Annotated in this window: 20 protein-coding genes; 8 read left to right on the top strand and 12 right to left on the bottom strand. The window is 67.6% G+C overall.

The features are described from left to right. Positions 1 to 85: 85 nt before the first annotated feature. The 4 genes from BW38_RS12610 to BW38_RS12625 are packed head-to-tail and all read right to left on the bottom strand — an operon-like array spanning position 86 to position 3,536. Positions 86 to 1,399, bottom strand: a complete 1,314-nt coding sequence (locus tag BW38_RS12610; RefSeq protein ID WP_032975921.1) for a HAMP domain-containing sensor histidine kinase — start codon at positions 1,397 to 1,399, stop codon at positions 86 to 88. Continuing rightward, positions 1,396 to 2,136: a response regulator gene (locus BW38_RS12615; protein WP_025873908.1), complete on the bottom strand. Its 741-nt coding sequence runs from the start codon at positions 2,134 to 2,136 to the stop codon at positions 1,396 to 1,398. The genes BW38_RS12610 and BW38_RS12615 overlap by 4 nt, the downstream gene beginning before the upstream one ends. A 56-nt stretch (positions 2,137 to 2,192) precedes the next feature. After that, entirely contained in the window at positions 2,193 to 2,738 is a 546-nt protein-coding gene (locus BW38_RS12620; protein WP_032975919.1) for a redoxin family protein, read from the bottom strand. A 3-nt stretch (positions 2,739 to 2,741) separates the two neighbouring features. Further along, positions 2,742 to 3,536, bottom strand: coding sequence for an alpha/beta hydrolase (locus tag BW38_RS12625; protein WP_032975918.1), 795 nt, complete (start codon positions 3,534 to 3,536; stop codon positions 2,742 to 2,744). A 343-nt stretch (positions 3,537 to 3,879) separates the two neighbouring features. Between BW38_RS12625 and BW38_RS12630 the strand changes: the two genes are divergently transcribed. The 6 genes from BW38_RS12630 to BW38_RS12655 all read left to right on the top strand — a co-directional run bounded on the left by BW38_RS12630 (position 3,880) and on the right by BW38_RS12655 (position 8,177). Next, positions 3,880 to 4,524: a DoxX family protein gene (locus tag BW38_RS12630; RefSeq protein ID WP_032975917.1), complete on the top strand. Its 645-nt coding sequence runs from the start codon at positions 3,880 to 3,882 to the stop codon at positions 4,522 to 4,524. A 102-nt stretch (positions 4,525 to 4,626) separates the two neighbouring features. After that, a complete protein-coding gene (locus BW38_RS12635; RefSeq protein WP_032975915.1) occupies positions 4,627 to 5,103 on the top strand; it encodes an EF-hand domain-containing protein in 477 nt (158 codons plus the stop codon). Between the two features lie 54 nt (positions 5,104 to 5,157). Then, complete coding sequence (locus tag BW38_RS12640) at positions 5,158 to 6,003, top strand: DUF692 domain-containing protein (RefSeq protein WP_032975913.1); 846 nt, start codon at positions 5,158 to 5,160, stop codon at positions 6,001 to 6,003. Further along, positions 5,996 to 6,730: a putative DNA-binding domain-containing protein gene (locus BW38_RS12645; RefSeq protein WP_032975912.1), complete on the top strand. Its 735-nt coding sequence runs from the start codon at positions 5,996 to 5,998 to the stop codon at positions 6,728 to 6,730. The genes BW38_RS12640 and BW38_RS12645 overlap by 8 nt, the downstream gene beginning before the upstream one ends. Before the next feature lie 50 nt (positions 6,731 to 6,780). Continuing rightward, positions 6,781 to 7,419: a ferric reductase-like transmembrane domain-containing protein gene (locus BW38_RS12650; protein WP_032975911.1), complete on the top strand. Its 639-nt coding sequence runs from the start codon at positions 6,781 to 6,783 to the stop codon at positions 7,417 to 7,419. Positions 7,420 to 7,442: 23 nt separating this feature from the next. Then, positions 7,443 to 8,177 carry an SDR family oxidoreductase gene (locus tag BW38_RS12655; RefSeq protein WP_032975910.1) on the top strand — a complete coding sequence of 245 codons (735 nt, stop codon included), beginning with the start codon at positions 7,443 to 7,445 and terminating at the stop codon, positions 8,175 to 8,177. Between the two features lie 36 nt (positions 8,178 to 8,213). Here the strand turns inward: BW38_RS12655 and BW38_RS12660 are convergent, their stop codons facing one another. The 5 genes from BW38_RS12660 to BW38_RS12680 form a co-directional block, all read right to left on the bottom strand. Beyond that, positions 8,214 to 9,350: a metallophosphoesterase gene (locus BW38_RS12660; protein WP_032976060.1), complete on the bottom strand. Its 1,137-nt coding sequence runs from the start codon at positions 9,348 to 9,350 to the stop codon at positions 8,214 to 8,216. 82 nt (positions 9,351 to 9,432) lie between these two features. Beyond that, positions 9,433 to 10,971 carry a TerC family protein gene (locus BW38_RS12665; RefSeq protein WP_032975909.1) on the bottom strand — a complete coding sequence of 513 codons (1,539 nt, stop codon included), beginning with the start codon at positions 10,969 to 10,971 and terminating at the stop codon, positions 9,433 to 9,435. A 62-nt stretch (positions 10,972 to 11,033) separates the two neighbouring features. Further along, positions 11,034 to 11,258 carry a helix-turn-helix transcriptional regulator gene (locus BW38_RS12670; RefSeq protein WP_025873919.1) on the bottom strand — a complete coding sequence of 75 codons (225 nt, stop codon included), beginning with the start codon at positions 11,256 to 11,258 and terminating at the stop codon, positions 11,034 to 11,036. 13 nt (positions 11,259 to 11,271) lie between these two features. Further along, the gene (locus BW38_RS12675) at positions 11,272 to 11,739 is read right to left on the bottom strand and encodes a DUF2975 domain-containing protein (protein WP_025873920.1); all 468 of its coding nucleotides are present in this window, start codon (positions 11,737 to 11,739) and stop codon (positions 11,272 to 11,274) included. Positions 11,740 to 11,925: 186 nt separating this feature from the next. Further along, a complete protein-coding gene (locus BW38_RS12680) occupies positions 11,926 to 12,519 on the bottom strand; it encodes a hypothetical protein (protein ID WP_032975907.1) in 594 nt (197 codons plus the stop codon). Between the two features lie 131 nt (positions 12,520 to 12,650). Between BW38_RS12680 and BW38_RS12685 the strand changes: the two genes are divergently transcribed. Together BW38_RS12685 and BW38_RS12690 are read left to right on the top strand one after the other, a co-directional pair. Then, positions 12,651 to 12,962, top strand: a complete 312-nt coding sequence (locus BW38_RS12685) for a metalloregulator ArsR/SmtB family transcription factor (RefSeq protein WP_025873922.1) — start codon at positions 12,651 to 12,653, stop codon at positions 12,960 to 12,962. 11 nt (positions 12,963 to 12,973) lie between these two features. Continuing rightward, positions 12,974 to 14,362, top strand: coding sequence for a DUF2867 domain-containing protein (locus tag BW38_RS12690; protein WP_032975906.1), 1,389 nt, complete (start codon positions 12,974 to 12,976; stop codon positions 14,360 to 14,362). A gap of 42 nt (positions 14,363 to 14,404) precedes the next feature. Here BW38_RS12690 and BW38_RS12695 read toward each other — a convergent pair whose 3' ends face one another. The 3 genes from BW38_RS12695 to BW38_RS12705 form a co-directional block, all read right to left on the bottom strand. After that, positions 14,405 to 14,836 carry a pyridoxamine 5'-phosphate oxidase family protein gene (locus BW38_RS12695; RefSeq protein ID WP_032975905.1) on the bottom strand — a complete coding sequence of 144 codons (432 nt, stop codon included), beginning with the start codon at positions 14,834 to 14,836 and terminating at the stop codon, positions 14,405 to 14,407. A gap of 144 nt (positions 14,837 to 14,980) precedes the next feature. Further along, complete coding sequence (locus BW38_RS12700) at positions 14,981 to 15,481, bottom strand: GNAT family N-acetyltransferase (protein ID WP_032975904.1); 501 nt, start codon at positions 15,479 to 15,481, stop codon at positions 14,981 to 14,983. Positions 15,482 to 15,492: 11 nt separating this feature from the next. Further along, a complete protein-coding gene (locus BW38_RS12705) occupies positions 15,493 to 15,936 on the bottom strand; it encodes a hypothetical protein (protein ID WP_032975903.1) in 444 nt (147 codons plus the stop codon). Positions 15,937 to 15,968: the final 32 nt, after the last annotated feature.

Below are 15,968 nucleotides of genomic sequence, written 5' to 3'. Positions count from 1 at the left end.
TTTCCTTCATGGCCGCAGCGTGTCATGAAGGCGGTGACGATGCAGTAGATCCACGCCATGCGTGGATGGCCTGCCCCGCCAGACTTCAGGCCGGCAACTGCAACAGCGCCTGCAAACCGCCGCCCTCGCGATTGTGCAGCCGTAGAGAACCACCGAGCGATTGCGCCAACTGCACGGCGATGGCCAGACCGAGCCCGGTACCGCCGGTATCCCGGTTGCGTGAGCTTTCCAGCCGATGGAAGGGCGCCAATACCGCCTGCAGCTGCTCTTCGGGAATACCGGGGCCACGATCGGAAATCCGAATCCACACCCTGCCCGCCTCGTCGCGACCGGCATCAATCTCCGCGCTCCCGGCATAGCGCAAAGCGTTGTCGACCAGATTGCCGACCACCCGCCGCAGTGGTTGCGGCCACGTCTGCACGATCAGGCCGCTCGGGGCGCCACCACTGACTGGCTTGCCCACGTCCTGGTAATCGCCGACCACGCTGGACAGGAATGCCGCCAGATCCATTGCCACCGGCTCACCACTGGCCACATGGCTGCTGCGCGCGTACGCCACGCCTTCGCGTACCAGCTGTCCCAGATGGTCCAGGTCGGCCAGCAGCCGTTGCTGGGTGGCGTCTTCAGGCAGCGTTTCCACCCGCAGCTTCATCCGCGTGATCGGCGTCTGCAGATCGTGCGAGATTGCCGCCAGGATCTGCAGGCGTTCACTGACATGACCACGGATGCGGGCCTGCAGTGCGTTGAGTGCCGTTGCTGCGGTGCCTACCTCCGCTGGACCGTCTTCAGGCAGCGCCGGCCCGTCCTGGCCGGGCTGCAGGTGCTCCATCGCGTGCGACAGCTGTGCCAACGGCCGCATCGCCAGCCGTACCGCCAACCATGCGCACAGCAGCAGCAGCGCCAGCTGCGCCATCAGCACCAGCGGTAACCAGCGTGCCAGTGGCAGGCCGGACGGTGTGACCTCGATGGTCAGCGGCGTGCCGTCGTGCAGGCGCAGCTCCACTTCGAAGCGCTCGGGCATACGCGAGACCTGCCGCGCCTGCAGCGGATATCGACGCCGCAGACTGTCATCGATGATGCTGGTGACCTGTCGCGCACGATCAGTCTCCGGCGCAGGGCCGGCCGCGGCCGGGCGCAACAGATAGCGGTAGGTTCGCCGTTCCAGACGCGGCACCCACGCTTCGCGCTCGCTGGCGGGCAAGCGCTCCAGCAAGGCCACGCTTACGGCCACGTCCTCGTCGAGGTTGCGCAGCATCATGCTGCGGGTGGACTGGTAGCGCTCGTAGAACAGCAGGCCGAACGACAGCGCATGGGCCAGAGTCAGCCCACCCAGCAGCAACAGCAGCAGCCGCGCCGACAGCGTGCGCGGCCACGGCAGGCGGCGCGCCGCGGCGTTCATTCCTCCGGCCCCAGCAACTGCACCGGCACGCTGAACACATAGCCTTCGCTGCGCACGGTCTTGATGTAGGTCGGCTCACGCGCATCGTCGCCCAGGCGCTGGCGCACGCGGCTGACCAGCAGGTCGATCGAGCGGTCGAACAGCTCCGCATCGCGGCCCTGGGTGAGGCTGAGCAGCTGGTCGCGGCTGAGCACACGGTTGGCGTGGTCAAGGAACACGCGCAGCAGCCGGAACTCGGCGCCGCTGAGCGGATAGGCGGTGTCCTGCGCGTCCAGCAGGTGGCGGGCGGTGGTATCCAGGCGCCATTCGCCGAAGGCCAGCTGGCGGCCGGCTTCGCTCACCTGCAGGTTCGGCGGCAGCATCTGCGTGCGGCGGATCACCGCGTTGATGCGTGCCAGCAGTTCGCGCGAGGAGAACGGTTTGGTCACGTAATCATCGGCGCCCATTTCCAGGCCGATGATGCGGTCGGTCTCATCATCGCGGGCGGTCAGCAGCACCACCGGCACGGCGCGGTGCTTGCCGGCCCGCAGGTTGCGGCACAGGCTCAAGCCATCCTCGCCGGGCATCATCACATCCAGCACCACCAGGTCCACTGCATGGGTGTCCATCAGCGCGCGCATCGCGCGGCCACCATCGGCCTGGCTGACGCGCAGGCCGTTGCGCTGCAGGTAGTCGGCCAGCATCTGGCGGATGTCGCTGTCATCGTCGACGACAAGGATGTGCGGTACGTGGTTCATCGTATTCTCGATCGAGGCAGGGGCGAAGCCGCGCAACGCGGCCATGGTAGCGCGGCTCAGGGGCTGGCCAGCAGGCGCTGGATCTCGCTTTCGGTACGCGCATAGTCGCCTTCACCGTAGTGCCGGTAGACCACCCGCCCCTGCCGGTCGATCAGGTACAGCGCGGGCCAGAAACGGTTACCCCACGCGTTCCAGATCCGGTACTGGTTGTCCTGCACCACCGGCCAGGTGATATCCAGCCGGTGGATCGCACGGCGCAGGTTCCCCGGCAGCCCTTCATACGCGAATTCGGGGGTGTGCACGCCGATCACGTGCAGGCCCTGTTCCGCGTATCGGCGATGCCACTGGTGAACGTACGGCGCCACGTTGAGGCAGTTGCTGCAGGTGTAGGTCCAGAATTCGACCAGCACCACCTGCCCGCGCAGCTGCTGCAGGGTCAGCGGCGGGCTGTTGTGCCATGGCCCACCGCCGCTGAATCCCGCAGCGGGTGCGGCCTCGGCAGTCTGTGCACCGGCTTCGGGGCTTGGCCACGCAAGCAGCAGCGCAACGGCGCCGAGCAGGGACAGCAGCAGCGGCACGGTATACGCACGAAGCGTGGCCATTGCTCAGCCCCCCTGCTCGGCCAGCGGCAGCTCGGCCGGCTTCACACCGGCAGCTTCCAGGATGCTGTCGGCCACCTGCGCGGGGTGCGAGAGCAGCGAGACATGGCTGCTGCCGATCGACTGCAGCTGCGCGCCAATGCGCTGCGCGGTGGCGACCTGCAGCTGCGGCGAGAGCATGCGGTCATCGCGGCTGACCACGTACCAGCTCGGCTTGCTGCGCCATGCCGCCGTGGTCACGGCCTCACCCAGCGCACTGGCCTTCAACGGCACCTGCGTGCTGTACAGCAGGGCGGCGGCCTTCTTCATCACGTCGGGTGCGAAATCCTGGGCGATGGCATCGGCCGGCAGGGTCAGGTAACCGTCTTTCTCCTGCAGGCGGGTCAGCCCGGGGCCGACCGGGAAGCCTTCGCCCTGCTGCGCGGAGGACTGGCCGACATCCGGTGCGAACGCGGCCACGTAGACCAGCGCCTGCACCTTGGGATCGTCGCCCGCTTCGGTGATGACCGTGCCGCCCCAGCTGTGGCCGACCAGCACCACCTTGCCGGGCGCGGCAGCGATCGCGCGACGGGTAGCGGCAACGTCATCGGCCAGCGAGGTGAGCGGATTCTGTACCGCCACCGCCGGCAGCTTCCAGGCATGCAGGGTGCCGATGACCTTGTTCCAGCTGGAGCCATCGGCGAAGGCGCCATGCACCAGGATGATGGTGGGCGGCGCGCCGGCATCGGCCTGCACGGCGAAGGCGGGGGTGGCGGCGCCGGCCAGGGCCAGGGCAGCGGCAAGCAGGGTGGTGCGGATCATGGGTGGCACTCCGGTGTTGGGAGTGGCCATTTCCGCGTGCCGGTGTATCGCTGCTGTTTCGCTGTGATGCCGAGTTGTACCGGACTGTAGGGCGGCGGCGGGTTCCTACAGTGGGATACATTCGGCCGCTGGGCATGCCCCGGCGCCATCGGGTGGATATCGTTCCCCGCACGCGGGCGCGCAACGCGCCGATGCGCCCCCGATGCGGCGTCTTTGTATCCAACTGTACGAAACCCCTGCCGCAGCCACAGTCGCTGACAAAACCCCGGGCATCGGCACACGTTGCCGATACCTGCGTGGCCCGAAATGGCCTCCATCGACCACCGGCCCGCAGGACACACCCATGATCAGCACCGCCTCCTCCCTCTACACCCCACGCCTGGATGCCGTCGGCCGCTGGCTTTCGCCGCTGGCCCTGCGCGCCCTGCTCGCCTGGGAATTCTTTGAATCCGGCCGCGAGAAGCTGGGCGGCCAGAACTGGTTCGCCGATCTGGAAGGCCGGTTCCCGTTCCCCTTCTCCACCCTGTCCGCCTCGCTCAACTGGCAACTGGCCACCTGGCTGGAACTGGTGGGCGCGGTGATGCTGCTGCTGGGCCTGGCCACGCGCTCGGTGGCGTACATCTTCTGGGTGCTCACCATCGTGGCCATCGCCGCCGTGCACTGGCCCGACCAGTGGAACGGCCTGGATGAACTCTGGCGGGGCTATGCGATCACCGACCAGGGCTACGGCAACTTCAAGCTTCCGCTGCTTTTCCTGGCCATGCTGCTTCCGCTGATCCTCAACGGTGCTGGATCACTCAGCCTGGACCGTCTGCTTGCCGGCCCCCAACACGCCGCCGCAGACGATGACGGCCTCGGCTGGGGCAGCAGCCTGATCGCGCTGCTGCTGCCGGTCGCCGCACTACTGCCCGGCGTCGGCTTCGGCGGTGCCCTGCTCGGCGCCGCGTTGTTGCTGGCCCATGTGCTGCGCCGTCGCCGCAGCGCCTGATCCGCTTCCGCCCTTTCCCACCCTTCCTCGCATCGCGTTCCGTCGCCTTCCAGCGGCGTCCATCCCGCACGCCATGCGTGCACATCCCAAGGAGTCATCACCATGTCTGTCTCGACCAATAACACCTCTGCTTCCCGTCTGCCGCGCATCGGCGCCATCGGCATTGCCCTGGCCGGCGGCCTGCTGCTGGCCGGCCAGGCTGCCGCGATCCAGCCGCTGGCGATCAGTGCCGTGGCCATGAGCGCCGCCGCCGAAGGCAAGTGCGGTGAAGGCAAGTGCGGCGCCAACAAGGCCACCGCCAGCAAGCCCGCCGGCAAGGCCAAGGTAGCCGAGGGCCAGTGCGGCGAAGGCAAGTGCGGCGACGCCTCGTTTGCCCGGACCGACCGTGACCACGACGGAAAGGTGTCGCGTGCCGAGTTCAATGCCGTGGCCGCCAAACGTGCCGCCGAATTCGACCGCATCGACACCGACCACGACGGTTACATCAGCGAGCAGGAAGCGCACGACTACCTGCGCAGCGTCTACACCGCCAATGGCAAGCCGATGCCGAAGGGCCTGTTCTCGCGCGTTGCCGACTGATTGCCCGCACCCGGTGCCGCCCTCGTGGCGGCACCTCATCCCGGAGTACCCACCATGCCCCTGCCTTTGCCTACCGCCAGTGCGGGCCTCGGCCTGCGCCGAGGCCTGATCGATGAACTGCTGGCGATGCCGGCCGATGCCATCGACTTCCTCGAATGCTCGCCGGACAACTGGATCGGCGTCGGCGGTGCACACGGTGCCGCGCTGCGCCAGCTGAGCGAGCGCCACCGCCTGACCTGCCACGGTCTTTCGCTGTCGCTGGGTGGCCCGGACCCACTGGACCGCACGCTGCTGCAACAGACCCGTGCTTTTCTCGACCTGCACCAGGTACAGCTGTACAGCGAACACCTGAGTTACTGCGCCGCCGGGGGCCACCTCTATGACCTGCTGCCGCTGCCGTTCACCGCCGAGGCCGTACGCCACGTTGCCGGTCGCATCGCCCAGGTGCAGGACAGCCTGGGGCGTCGTATCGCGGTGGAGAACATCTCCTACTACGCAGTGCCCGCTGCCGACATGAGCGAGATCGAGTTCATCACTGCCGTGCTTGCCGAAGCCGACTGCGACCTGCTGCTGGACGTCAACAATGTCTTCGTCAACGCCTGCAACAATGGCTACGACGCCTTCGATTTCCTGCGCCGCGTGCCGGCCCACCGCGTGGCCTCCCTGCATGTGGCTGGCCACTTCGACGAGGACGACGGCTTCAAGATCGACACCCACGGCGCGCCGGTGAAGGGTGTGGTCTGGGCCCTGCTACGCCAGGCCTATGCGCACGTAGGCGTGCGCCCCACTCTGCTGGAGCGCGACTTCAATTTCCCGCCGCTGGCCGAACTGCTGGCTGAAGTGCAACAGATCCGCATGGCCCAGGCCGACGCCGAGTTGCCGGAGGTGCCCCATGGCTGAGTCCCTGGCCACGTTGCAGCGGCGCTGGGCCGACCATGTGCGCGATCCCTCGATGCCCGCACCCGATGGCATCGCGGCATGGCGGCTGGCGATCTACCGCCGCCTGTGCATCGCCAGCCTGGACAACCTGCTGGCCGGCAGCCTGCCGCGCCTGCATCAACAACTGGGCGAAGCGCGCTGGCGTGGCCTGGTCGAGCACTACTACGCGTACCACGACTGCCACACCCCGCTGTTCCCGCAGATCGCCAGCGAGTTCGCTGCCTGGCTGGCGGCGCAGGACACGTTCGCGCTGCCCGGCTGGGCGGCGGAACTGGCGCACTACGAGAGCACGCAGCAGGCACTGCACATCGAAGCGCGTGATGCCGGGCATTCGTTGCACTCCATGCCTGCGGGCAGCGACGTGCTGGCGCTGTCGCCGCTGGTGCGGGTACTGGGCTACCAGTGGCCGGTGCATGAGGACGCCGGACTGGACGATGCGCCCGCCAGCGAGCCGACACTTCTGCTGCTGCGTCGCCTGGCGGACGACCGCCTTCAGGTCGAGGAACTGGCACCGCTTGCATATGCGCTGTTGTCGTCATTTGGCAACGAGGGTGCGCGCGTGGACGACGCCCGGCAGGCGCTGGCTGAGGCGCATGGCGTGGCCACCGATGCACTGCGCGTGGTGGCCGCGCCCTTGCTGGGCGAACTGTGCGCGGCCGGCGTGCTGGTCGCGCTGACCGGGTTCTGAGATTGCCGGCCAGCGGCCGGCACTACCCCTATCTGATTCGAGGTCTGACCATGGCTGTTTCCAACACTTCCTTGCTGCATGGCTGGCGCCTGTTCATGGCCATCGCCGCAGTCCTGATCGCCTTTGCGCTGGCAGCCTTCGCTCTGCAACCGGATCTGGCCGAGGGCAGCCGCGCAGCGATCCGGGTCACTGCCCGCACGTCGTTCCTGCTGTTCCTGGCCGCGTTTACGGCATCGTCATTTGCCACCCTGCTGCCCGGGCCGACCACCCGCTTCCTGATGCGCGAACGCCGCATCATCGGCCTGTCGTTTGGGTTCTCGCATCTGCTGCATGCCTTCGCCATCACCGCGTTCGGCATCCTCAATCCGGCGTTCTGGCCAGCGCGCTCCGCCCTTGCCAATCTTCCCGGAACGATGGGTTACGTGGCCATCCTGGCGCTGGCCATCACCTCGCACCGGAGCATCGCCCGGCGCATGGGTCCAACCGCCTGGCGGCGACTGCACGTCACCGGCATGTGGGTCATCGCGGCGGTGTTCACCTATTCGTACTTCAAACGTGTACCCACGAACTTCTGGTATGCGGTGCCTTCGGCACTGCTGTTCACCGCCTTCGTGGTCCGCTGGATCGGCAAACGTGCTCAGTCGCTGCGCCGCAGCGCCCACGCCCGTCCTTCCCTGCCAGCGGCCTGATCATCCCCAACCGGAGTTTGAACATGACAGTCTCTTCCTCTCGCCGCCGTGCACTGGTCATCGGCGGCTCACGCGGCATCGGTGCGGCCATTGTGCAACGCTTGGCCGTTGATGGCCATGACGTCGCCATCACCCACGTCTCGCGCCCCGATGGGGCGCAGGCATCGCTTGATGCCATCCGCGCGCACGGTGGCCGCGCGCTCGCCTTCCAGGCTGACAGCAGCGATGCCGATGCGTTGCGCCGGGCCGTGGCCGCCGCTGCGCAGGCCTTCGGTGGGTTGGATGTGCTGGTGGTCAATGCCGGCCTGTACCGGCATACACCGATCGACAGCGTGGATCTGCCTACGTTGGACCAGCTGCTGGCGGTGAACATACGTGGCGTGGTGCTGGCCATCCAGGCGGCCCTGCCGCATCTGTCCGGCGGTGGCCGCATCATCACCATCGGCAGCAACACTGCCGTGCGCAGTGGTTCGCCCGGCAGCAGCCTGTATGCGATGAGCAAGGCGGCGGTGGCCGCTCTGGTGCGCGAGCTGGCGCTGGAGCTGGCCCCCAGCGGCATCACCATCAACAACCTGCAACCCGGCCCGACTGCGACCGACATCACCGCCGGGCTGGATGAAAAGCTTGCTGCGCGGGTACCCCTGGGCCGCATTGCCCAGCCTGCCGAGATCGCGTCATTGGCCAGTTGGGTAGCGGGGCCGGAAGCGGGCTACATGACAGGCAGCAGCCTGACCATCGATGGAGGCTTCATCCTCTGAGCCGTTGCACGATCCCCCATCCCACACCCCACCGCATCACGGCGCCCGGCGCAGGGTGATCATCGTAATCTCCGACGGTACGCCGATGCGGGCCGGGAACCCGGCCCACAGGCCGGCACCGTTGCTCACGTACAGCGTCATGCCATCCACCGCGTAGCGACCGGAGACGAAGCCGCCGTTGGCGCGCTTCACCAGCTGGTCCATGCCGATGATCTGTCCGCCATGGGTGTGCCCGGACAGCTGCAGCTTCACCCCGCGTGCAGCGGCCTCGCGTGCATTGCGTGGCCGATGGTCGAGCAGGATCACCGGTGCGTTGGGGTCGGCACCGGTCAGGGCGGCCTCCAGGTCGGGCAGCGGCAGGCCATAGCGTGCGGCGACCGGGTCGGTGACGCCGGCGATGGTCAGTGCTGCCCCGCCACGGCGCACCTGGGTGTGGCTGTTTTCCAGCACCTGCATGTGCAGTGCACGGAAGGCCTGCATCCATTCGCTGTACTGCGCGTAGTACTCGTGATTGCCGGTAATGGCGATCACCCCGTCCGGCGCACGCAGGTCCGCGAGTGGCGTGTAATCGTTGCGGCGCGCCTGCACGCTGCCGTCGATCAGGTCGCCGGTGATCACCACCAGATCCGGTCGCAGTGCGTTGCTTGCAGCCACGACCTGGCGCACCCAGTCGCCGGTCAGCAGGCGGCTGGCGTGGATGTCGGTGAGCTGCAGCACACGGTAGCCATCGAAGGCCTGCGGCAGTCCGCTGATGGCCACCTCGATCTGCCGTGGCTTGGGTACGGCCATGCCCTGGCTGACACCGAAGGCACTGAGCAGCAGCGCCAGCACCGCGGCAGAAGGGCGCAGCGCCTTGCTGCGCAGTACGGAAAGGACGCGCGGTGCGCGCAGCAGGCGCGCGGCCAACAGGCCGGCGTCCAGCACCAGCAACGCCAGAGCCAGCAGCAGCACGCCGGTGGAACCGGTGGCCAGCGTGGCAATGACCATCTTCGGAATTTCCGGGGAGGCCATCGTGCCCCAGAAGCTGGCGACGATGCGCAGCTGCACGGCAATGCCCACCAGCAGCACCGACAGCACCACCTTCGACCAGACAGGCAGGCGCAGCGGCCAGAACAGGCGCCAGGCCACATACAGGCCCATCAGAAAACCAATCGTACTCAGCACTACGACAATCCAGAACGGCGAACAGGCCCGCCATGGTGACGGCAGAAGATGGCAATGGATAGTGCCGGGCATGGGCCCAGCCCCGACATCGTCACGCTTCCGGCAGGCGTTCCACCCGCAGCCGCGTGATGCGCCGCTTCTCCATCGCCAGCACGGTGATGCGGATACCGGCCACCTCCAGCGTGTCGCCGATGTCGGGCAGGCGCCCCAGTTGCTCCAGCACCAGCCCGGAAATGGTCATGTAGTCCGCGCTGCGCGGCAGCGACACGCCGGCCAGCCGCTGCAGGTCGTCCAGGGTCAGCGCGCCGTCGGCGTCCCAGCAGTCCTCGCCCTGTGCAACCACGCCATAGCGCTCGTCCTGGGTATCGGCCAGATCACCGGCGATCGCCGCCAGCAGATCGTTGGCCGTTACCAGGCCTTCCACGCTGCCGTACTCGTCCACCGCCACCGCCAACGGCACCGGGTGCTGGCGGATCAGCTCCAGCGCCTGCAACGCACTGGCGCTGGACAGCACGTACTGCGGCTCGCGCAGGTTGCCTTCCAGTTGCAGTGGCTTGCCCTGCAGCAGGTCGGCGAGCAGGTCGCGGCTCTGCACCACGCCTCGCAGGCTGTCCAGATCGCCCTCGCCCACCAGCATCCGTGTATGCGGCGACGCCACCAGGCGTGCGACCACATCGTCGTGACCACGCGCCATGTCGATCCACTGCACGTCGGCACGCACCGTCATCACGCTCGATACCGGACGGTCGGCCAGGCCCAGCACACTGCGGATCATCTCGTGCTCGGCGGGCTGCAGGCGTTCTTCGGTGCTGCCTCGCTCATCGGCTTCATCTTCATCGTGGCCATTGGCCTGGCGCGCACCCAGCAGCCGCAGCACGGCATCGGCAGTACGCTGGCGGAACGGCTGGCGCTGCTCGTTGCGCTCGCGGTTGAAACGTATCCACTGGTTGAACGCTTCCACCAGGATCGAGAACGCGATGGCCGCGTACAGGTACCCCTTCGGAATCCTGTAGCCCAGGCCCTCGGCCACCAGGCTGAAACCGATCATCAGCAGGAAGCCCAGGCACAGCACCACCACGGTCGGGTGCTTGTTGACGAAGCGGGTCAGCGGCTTGCTGGCCAGCAGCATCAGCGCCATCGCGATGGTCACCGCCGCATACATCACGCCGAGGTTGTCGACCATGCCGACCGCGGTGATCACCGAATCCAGCGAGAACACCGCATCGAGCACCACGATCTGCGCCACCACCATCGCAAAGCTGGCATAGACCTTCTTGCCGTCCTCGTGATGCTCGCGGCCTTCAAGCCGCTCGTGCAGCTCCATGGTGCCCTTGAACAGCAGGAACAGGCCGCCGCCGAGCAGGATCAGATCGCGGCCGGAGAAGCTGTGCTCCAGCAGCGTGACCAGTGGTTCGGTCAGTTTCATGATCCAGGCCAACGCAGCCAGCAGCACCAGCCGCATCAGCAGCGCCAATGCCAGGCCGATCACCCGCGCGCGGTCGCGCTGGTGCGGCGGCAGCTTGTCGGCCAGGATCGCGATGAACACCAGGTTGTCGATGCCGAGAACGATCTCCAGCACGACCAGGGTTGCAAGGCCCATCCATATCGAGGGGTCAGCCAACCATTCCATTTCAGGTCCGTTTCGTCAGTAGGGGAAAAGTGGTGCGGTGCAGGCGTGCGGCGCAGCCAGGCTCAATCCGCATCCTGCGCCTGCGCAGGGTCATGCCCGAGCAGGTCGCCAGGGCTGCATTGCAGTTCGCGGCAGATCGCATCGAGGGTGGAAAAGCGGATTGCGCGTGCCTTGCCGGTCTTCAGGATCGACAGGTTGGCCAGGGTGATGTCGATGCGCCCGGCCAGCTCGGACAAGGTCATGCCGCGCTGCTGCAGCATGCGGTCGAGGGTGATGACGATCGCCATCAGATCATGCTCATCAAATCACACCGTCCAGATCGTCGCGCATCGCTGCGCCAACGGTGAACACCCGCGCCAGCACGAACAGCATCAGCACGGCCACCAGGCCGGTGATCGACATGCCACCGCCAACTTCCATCCACGCAAAGTCCGGCCCCATCCAGCTGGCATACAGACCGATCACGATGGACAGCACCTCCATCGCCAGCATCAGCCAGGCCATGCGTTGCAGGCGTACGGCATTGGCATGGGTGAAAGGGCGTTCGTTGGCCGCAGAACGCAGCAGCCGCGCCAGGTGGCGCAGGAACACCAGGCACAGCACCAGTAGTGCGACGATGGCGGCAAGGCCCACGCAGAAATGCAGGAACAGATGCGAACCGTGCACGGCCGCGGCCTGCGCGTCGTGCACGCTGTCCAGCAGCCAGCTGCGGTCGTAGGCCACCAGCGGCACCGCCAGCAGCGCGGCCAGGATGCCCAGCCAGCACATCGCGCGCACCGCTTGCACGGCGGTCTGGGCCAGGGTGAACAAGCCGCGCGCAGGAAGGGCGCGGGCGGGACGAGCGGTCAAGCAGCCTCCGATGTGGAGCGGCCCTGCCGCCCCGGGGTGGATTTATCGATAAACGATATATCACATCCCCGGGCTGTTGGCTGAATCGCGTGTACTCCGGCAGCGCTACCGGGCGGGTGCCGGTGCAGGCGGCGCGGCCTGTTCGCGCATCGCTTCGCCCGGCGTGGCCGAGGCCATCGCCTGCACCCCGGCCTCGGCGGCCTGCCGGGTGACCAGCCGGAAGCGCACGCGCAGCTTGCTTTCGCCCGGCGTTGCCCAACCGTACTGGATCGCCACCTGGTCGCCGGACAATGGACCGCGCGAGGGCAGCGAGCGGATCTGCAGCGGCTTCGGTGCGGCCTGCATCAGCCGCGCGAAGCCCTTCTGCACTACCGCCGGGTCGGCCTTCTCGGCATACACGGTGCAGGTGCCATCGTCGGCCCAGCTGACCGCGTAGCGGCCACTGGCCAACGGCACCATCCATGCCATGCCCGGCTGGCCCTGCAGCAGCGTGGCGGCCTCGGCCGGCTGCAGCGGCGTCAGGCCATTGGCATCCATCAGCGACTGCAACCGCGCCGGCGCGCCGATGTGCTGCATGCAGGCAGTGTCGAACAGTTCGCTGAAGGGATCCTGCGCCGGTGCCTTCGGCGCACGCGCAGGCTGGGCCATCACCACGATCGGCAGCAGCAGGCCAGCGATCAGCCAGGGCGCAGGGCGCATCGGAACTCCACGGAACGGAAAACAGCGGGGAGGATGACAAAGCCGGGAGGCAGTACGCAACGGGCACCCCCGCGCTTGACATCACCTGCCACCAGGGGGAACATCAGTTAACGAATTAGTTAACTACAACCATGGACCGCATCTTCGAAGCCCTGGCCTCCACCGCACGCCGGCAGATCCTGGCCTACCTCAGCGCCGGCGAACTCAGCGCCGGCGAGCTGGCCGAGCGCTTCGATTTCAGCAAGCCGGCACTCTCCAGCCACCTGCGCATTCTGGAAGACGCCGGCCTGATCGAACGCGAGAAGCGCGGCCAGTTCGTGTACTTCCGGCAGGTGCCCGACCGCCTGGCCAACACGCTGTTTTCCTGGGCTGCCGAAGTCTGTCCGGTCGGCGGCCCGCTGAAGCGCGAAGCGCGCGCACGCCGCAAGACACCCGCCCGCTGAGGAGCACTGCGATGCCCGGTTCGACCCGCACCAGCCGTTCGTTCCCGAGTATCCAGCTTCCGGCACACGACGGTGGTGGCCCGGTGGAAGTCACCCTGATCGCGCAGCTCGGCATTGGTGCCGGCGATGCGCTGGTGAGCGATGCCAGCCAGCGCCAGCGCCACCACCCGGCCTTCGTCGATGCGCTGGACGAGCCCTCGGCACGGTTGGGTGGCATGCACCTGCAGCACGGCGATCCGTCATCGCTGTACAGCTTCGTGGTGGGTGCCGGCGGCCATCCCTTCCACCGCCATGCCGGGCCGCGCATGTTCACTGCCATCGCCGGCAGTGCCGGTGCCGAGCTGCGGTTTGCCAGCGCATCCGATCAGCAGCTGGCGGACGATCCCTCGCACTTCCTGCGGTCGCTGCGTCGTGTCCGCATCCCGCCCGATTGCCTGTTCACCGTGCGCTTTGGTGGTGGCACCTGGCACCAGTTCGCCTCGAACAGTCCTGCCCACCCTGCCCTGTTCGCGCTCTCGTGCCACAGCAATGAACTGGCCGGGGCAATGAGCGCGCAGGCTCGCGCACTGGCACAGGCAAACGCCGCGGACATTCCCAGCCTGACCGACGTGCTGCCAGCGGCGCACTGGCCCAGCGCAACCACACTCGCCGCCACGCCGTTGCTGCAACTGTCACTGCAGGCGGCGGCGCCCAGCCTGCGCGCACACCTCTGTGCGCGGACGCGCACATTGCTGGGGCCGCTGCGTCGCTTCAGCCTGGAGCCACTGCGCGGATTCGTGGAGCGGGCGACGCCGGCGTACCCGGTCTGCAGCAGCGCGTCGTCGCCTCCAGCGGGAATGCTCGCCAGCGCCCTGCCGCACGGTCACTACAACGACACGACCACACTGACCCTGCACGGCGGGCAGACCCGCCATCGATCGGCCTCCGCCCTGCTGGCCGACGTACTGGACGGGTTCCTGCGCAACCCGCCGGCGGGCGTCGGCCGCTTGATGGCCCTGCGCAATCGTCTGGTTGCACCACTGCGTCTGCGCACCTCGCCGCTGGGCTGCCCGGTGTCGTCGCTGCTGTCCACCGATCGCAGCCGCGTGTTCGGCGGACGTTTCCCGGTGCTGGATGCCCGAGTAGATGCGGAAGACCGGTGTGCCGAAGTGCTGCTCGGCGCAGACGACCGCCATCTCCGCTTCCGCAGCAGCGTGCGCGTGCAGTTCTGCGAGGACGGCCAGGTCCAGATCAGCCTGGGCTCGCGCGTGCAGACGCTCAATGCGTTTGGCCGCTTCTACATGGCCATGATCGACAGCGCCCATCGCCATTACGTGGCCCCGGCACTGCTGCGCCGCGCCGTTGCACATGCGCTGGCACCGGAACTGGCCGCGTGGTCCGGCACGCCTGCACATTCCTGAGCTGCGGCAGCACTGTGCAGGGGCCCTGTGCGGCCCCCGCGATCAGACCACGATCTCGCCTTCGTCCTCACCATCCCAGTAATGGATGCGGCTGGCGTGTACGTGGATCAGCACCAGACCCGGCGTATCCACGCCCTGCTCGAACCACCGCTCCAGGTCCTTCACCCAATGCTGGGCCATCGTGGCGCGATCGCGGACCAGCGCTGCCCTGCCCTGCACGTGCACGAACAGCGGTGGCTTGCCCAGCAGCGACTTGCTGCCGGTCAGGCCCAGCGCCACGTTCGGGTCGGCGCTGATCTCGCGCACCATATCGGTGTTTTCCATGGTGAAGAACCAGCTGTCGCCTTCGTAGTCCACATCGCCGTTGTTGCTCATCGGGCGGCCAGCGATCTGGCCGCCGGCATGGGTCTGCAGCATGGTGAAATCGATGTCGGCCATTTTCTTGGCCAGTTCGGGAAGGGTGAGCGTGGTCATGGGCAGTTCCTTCAACAGATGGGTGTCCAGCGTCTGCCCGACGCGGTGACCGATGCGTGGATGGCTGCTGGCGCCTTCTTCACGCAGTGGCCGCAGTTGGCATTCCCGCGTGCAGCGCCCCCGCGCTGTGGTGACCGTCACGCATCAGCGCGGATAGCGGAACACCAGGTCATCCGGATCGCTGCGCACCGCCTGCGCATCCAACACGCCGCCGAGGCGGACCGCCACTGCCTGCGAGGCGTGGTTGTCCGCTGCCATGTAGCTCACCAGCGTCGGCAATCCGCGCACCACGAACGCCCAATCACGCAGCGCCGCCGCCGCCTCGCTGGCGAAACCCTGCCCTTCCTGCCCGGCATACAGCAGCCAGCCCAGTTCCTGTTCCGGAAACAGCGGGCCATGGTTGATGCCGACCTGGCCGATGCACTCGCCCGTGTCGCGGCGCTCGATCATCAACGCGCCGTGGCCGAACAGATGCCAGCTGGCCAGGTCGTGGCAGAACTGCCCCCACGCGGCGACCTCAGCGAACGGCCCGCCCATGCCGCGCGCACGGGGCGAGGCCAGGAACGCGGCATACACCGGGAAGTCATCCAGGCATTGCGCACGCAGGCGCAGGCGCGGTGTCTCCAGCACTGGGATGTGGATCATGCGAGTGCCAGTCAGTACACGGCCAGGAAGCCGCAACCGCGGCGTTGTGGTTGGCCCTCGACAGTCACCTGCACGCTGGCCGATGTATCCACGCCTTCGGCGTTGCGGCAGGGCTCGCGCTTGATCTCGACGATGGTGGGCTGCTTGCCCAGCTCACCGTTGAGTACCGTCAACGAACTGGGCGCACCGGCCGGCTGACCGAAGTAGCGCAGCGTTCCAGCGCTGCTGCGGCCAGCAACGGTGAGCGTGGCATCGTGGTTGCCCTTGCCGGTGGAGGCGATCTCGATGGACCAGCCGGCGCCGCCGCCGGTGAAGGCAGGCACCGGGCTGGCATCAGCGGCGATCGTCGGATGACGTGGCGCATCGGCGCCCGGATCGGGCCGCGGTGTGCTGCTGGCGCAGCCAGCGAACAGGCCCGCCAGCAGCGTGGCAGTCACAACGGAACGCAGGGTCATGGCGTACTCCTGGGACGGGCGAGTGGCCAGTC

It is taken from the genome of Stenotrophomonas sp. RIT309, from assembly GCF_000632045.1.
GTDB lineage: Bacteria > Pseudomonadota > Gammaproteobacteria > Xanthomonadales > Xanthomonadaceae > Stenotrophomonas > Stenotrophomonas indicatrix.
Note: the sequence above shows the minus strand (reverse complement) of the source record. Positions and strands in the feature narration are given on the sequence as shown.

Coding starts and splice junctions, on each gene's coding strand:
- BW38_RS12610 (WP_032975921.1), bottom strand. CDS start 1,399: ATGAACGCCGCGGCGCGCCGCCTGCCGTGGCCGCGCACGCTGTCGGCG.
- BW38_RS12615 (WP_025873908.1), bottom strand. CDS start 2,136: ATGAACCACGTACCGCACATCCTTGTCGTCGACGATGACAGCGACATC.
- BW38_RS12620 (WP_032975919.1), bottom strand. CDS start 2,738: ATGGCCACGCTTCGTGCGTATACCGTGCCGCTGCTGCTGTCCCTGCTC.
- BW38_RS12625 (WP_032975918.1), bottom strand. CDS start 3,536: ATGATCCGCACCACCCTGCTTGCCGCTGCCCTGGCCCTGGCCGGCGCC.
- BW38_RS12630 (WP_032975917.1), top strand. CDS start 3,880: ATGATCAGCACCGCCTCCTCCCTCTACACCCCACGCCTGGATGCCGTC.
- BW38_RS12635 (WP_032975915.1), top strand. CDS start 4,627: ATGTCTGTCTCGACCAATAACACCTCTGCTTCCCGTCTGCCGCGCATC.
- BW38_RS12640 (WP_032975913.1), top strand. CDS start 5,158: ATGCCCCTGCCTTTGCCTACCGCCAGTGCGGGCCTCGGCCTGCGCCGA.
- BW38_RS12645 (WP_032975912.1), top strand. CDS start 5,996: ATGGCTGAGTCCCTGGCCACGTTGCAGCGGCGCTGGGCCGACCATGTG.
- BW38_RS12650 (WP_032975911.1), top strand. CDS start 6,781: ATGGCTGTTTCCAACACTTCCTTGCTGCATGGCTGGCGCCTGTTCATG.
- BW38_RS12655 (WP_032975910.1), top strand. CDS start 7,443: ATGACAGTCTCTTCCTCTCGCCGCCGTGCACTGGTCATCGGCGGCTCA.
- BW38_RS12665 (WP_032975909.1), bottom strand. CDS start 10,971: ATGGAATGGTTGGCTGACCCCTCGATATGGATGGGCCTTGCAACCCTG.
- BW38_RS12670 (WP_025873919.1), bottom strand. CDS start 11,258: ATGGCGATCGTCATCACCCTCGACCGCATGCTGCAGCAGCGCGGCATG.
- BW38_RS12675 (WP_025873920.1), bottom strand. CDS start 11,739: ATGTGCTGGCTGGGCATCCTGGCCGCGCTGCTGGCGGTGCCGCTGGTG.
- BW38_RS12680 (WP_032975907.1), bottom strand. CDS start 12,519: ATGCGCCCTGCGCCCTGGCTGATCGCTGGCCTGCTGCTGCCGATCGTG.
- BW38_RS12685 (WP_025873922.1), top strand. CDS start 12,651: ATGGACCGCATCTTCGAAGCCCTGGCCTCCACCGCACGCCGGCAGATC.
- BW38_RS12690 (WP_032975906.1), top strand. CDS start 12,974: ATGCCCGGTTCGACCCGCACCAGCCGTTCGTTCCCGAGTATCCAGCTT.
- BW38_RS12695 (WP_032975905.1), bottom strand. CDS start 14,836: ATGACCACGCTCACCCTTCCCGAACTGGCCAAGAAAATGGCCGACATC.
- BW38_RS12700 (WP_032975904.1), bottom strand. CDS start 15,481: ATGATCCACATCCCAGTGCTGGAGACACCGCGCCTGCGCCTGCGTGCG.
- BW38_RS12705 (WP_032975903.1), bottom strand. CDS start 15,936: ATGACCCTGCGTTCCGTTGTGACTGCCACGCTGCTGGCGGGCCTGTTC.